The organism is Eubacterium ramulus (assembly GCF_003122485.1).
Classification (GTDB): Bacteria; Bacillota; Clostridia; order Lachnospirales; family Lachnospiraceae; genus Eubacterium_I; species Eubacterium_I ramulus_A.
Genome location: NZ_JRFU01000269.1, coordinates 1 through 809, shown reverse-complemented (window position 1 = coordinate 809; position 809 = coordinate 1). Strand labels below are relative to the sequence as shown.

Annotated in this window: 1 protein-coding gene; it reads left to right on the top strand. The window is 44.3% G+C overall.

The window, feature by feature from the left end; all coding sequences use genetic code 11:
- The first annotated feature begins 118 nt into the window (after positions 1 to 118).
- Complete coding sequence (gene ruvA / locus LG34_RS16475) at positions 119 to 736, top strand: Holliday junction branch migration protein RuvA (protein WP_181369406.1); 618 nt, start codon at positions 119 to 121, stop codon at positions 734 to 736.
- Positions 737 to 809 lie beyond the last annotated feature (73 nt).

Genomic DNA, 809 nt, shown 5'->3' with positions numbered 1-809 from the left:
CTGACCAGAATCACGCACCAAGTCTCACGTGCGTTCGACTTGAATATGAGAAGTACGGAATAAAGAAGCGTGCTGGAAAATGATTCGAAAATGAAATGTTTCTAAAATGGAGTTTTTAATGTATTCATATATAAAAGGAACGTTAGAGGAAGTCAGTGAAGATTTGATCGTTGTGGAAAATAACGGCATTGGCTACAATATCCGTATTTCTGCCCGCATGCTGGATGCACTTCCGGCACGGGGAGAACAGGTCAAGATTTATACCTATCTGTATGTAAAAGAAGATGCCTTTTCCCTGTTTGGCTTTCCAAGCAGAGATGAGCTGGAAATGTTTAAATTACTGATCAATGTCAGCGGGATCGGACCAAAAGGCGGACTGGCAGTCTTATCTGTATTGTCTGCCAATGATCTGCGTTTTGCCATTGTGGCAGAAGACGCCAAGACTATTTCTAAGGCACCGGGCATCGGAAGCAAGACTGCAAAGCGTCTGATCATTGAACTGAAGGATAAAATTGATCTGGAAGCTGCCATCGAGACCGGATTTGAGGAAATGGAGACACCGGCAGCAGGTGGAAACAGTAACAACCGCATCCGTAAGGAGGCATCGGAAGCACTTGTGGCACTGGGATACAGCGCAACAGAGGCATCCAAGGTGCTTTCCGGTATCGAGATTACAGAGGTTGATGATGTGGAAAGTGTACTGAAGGCAGCTTTAAAAAATATGGCGCTGTTTTAATCGGTTCTGTTTAATTTGAACGAAATTGTATATCAGATGGGAGATGACTCCCACCTCTATAGGTGGTGAGAAA

Excerpts from the sequence above, each read along its gene's own strand:
- ruvA (WP_181369406.1), top strand. The coding sequence starts at position 119 with ATGTATTCATATATAAAAGGAACGTTAGAGGAAGTCAGTGAAGATTTG.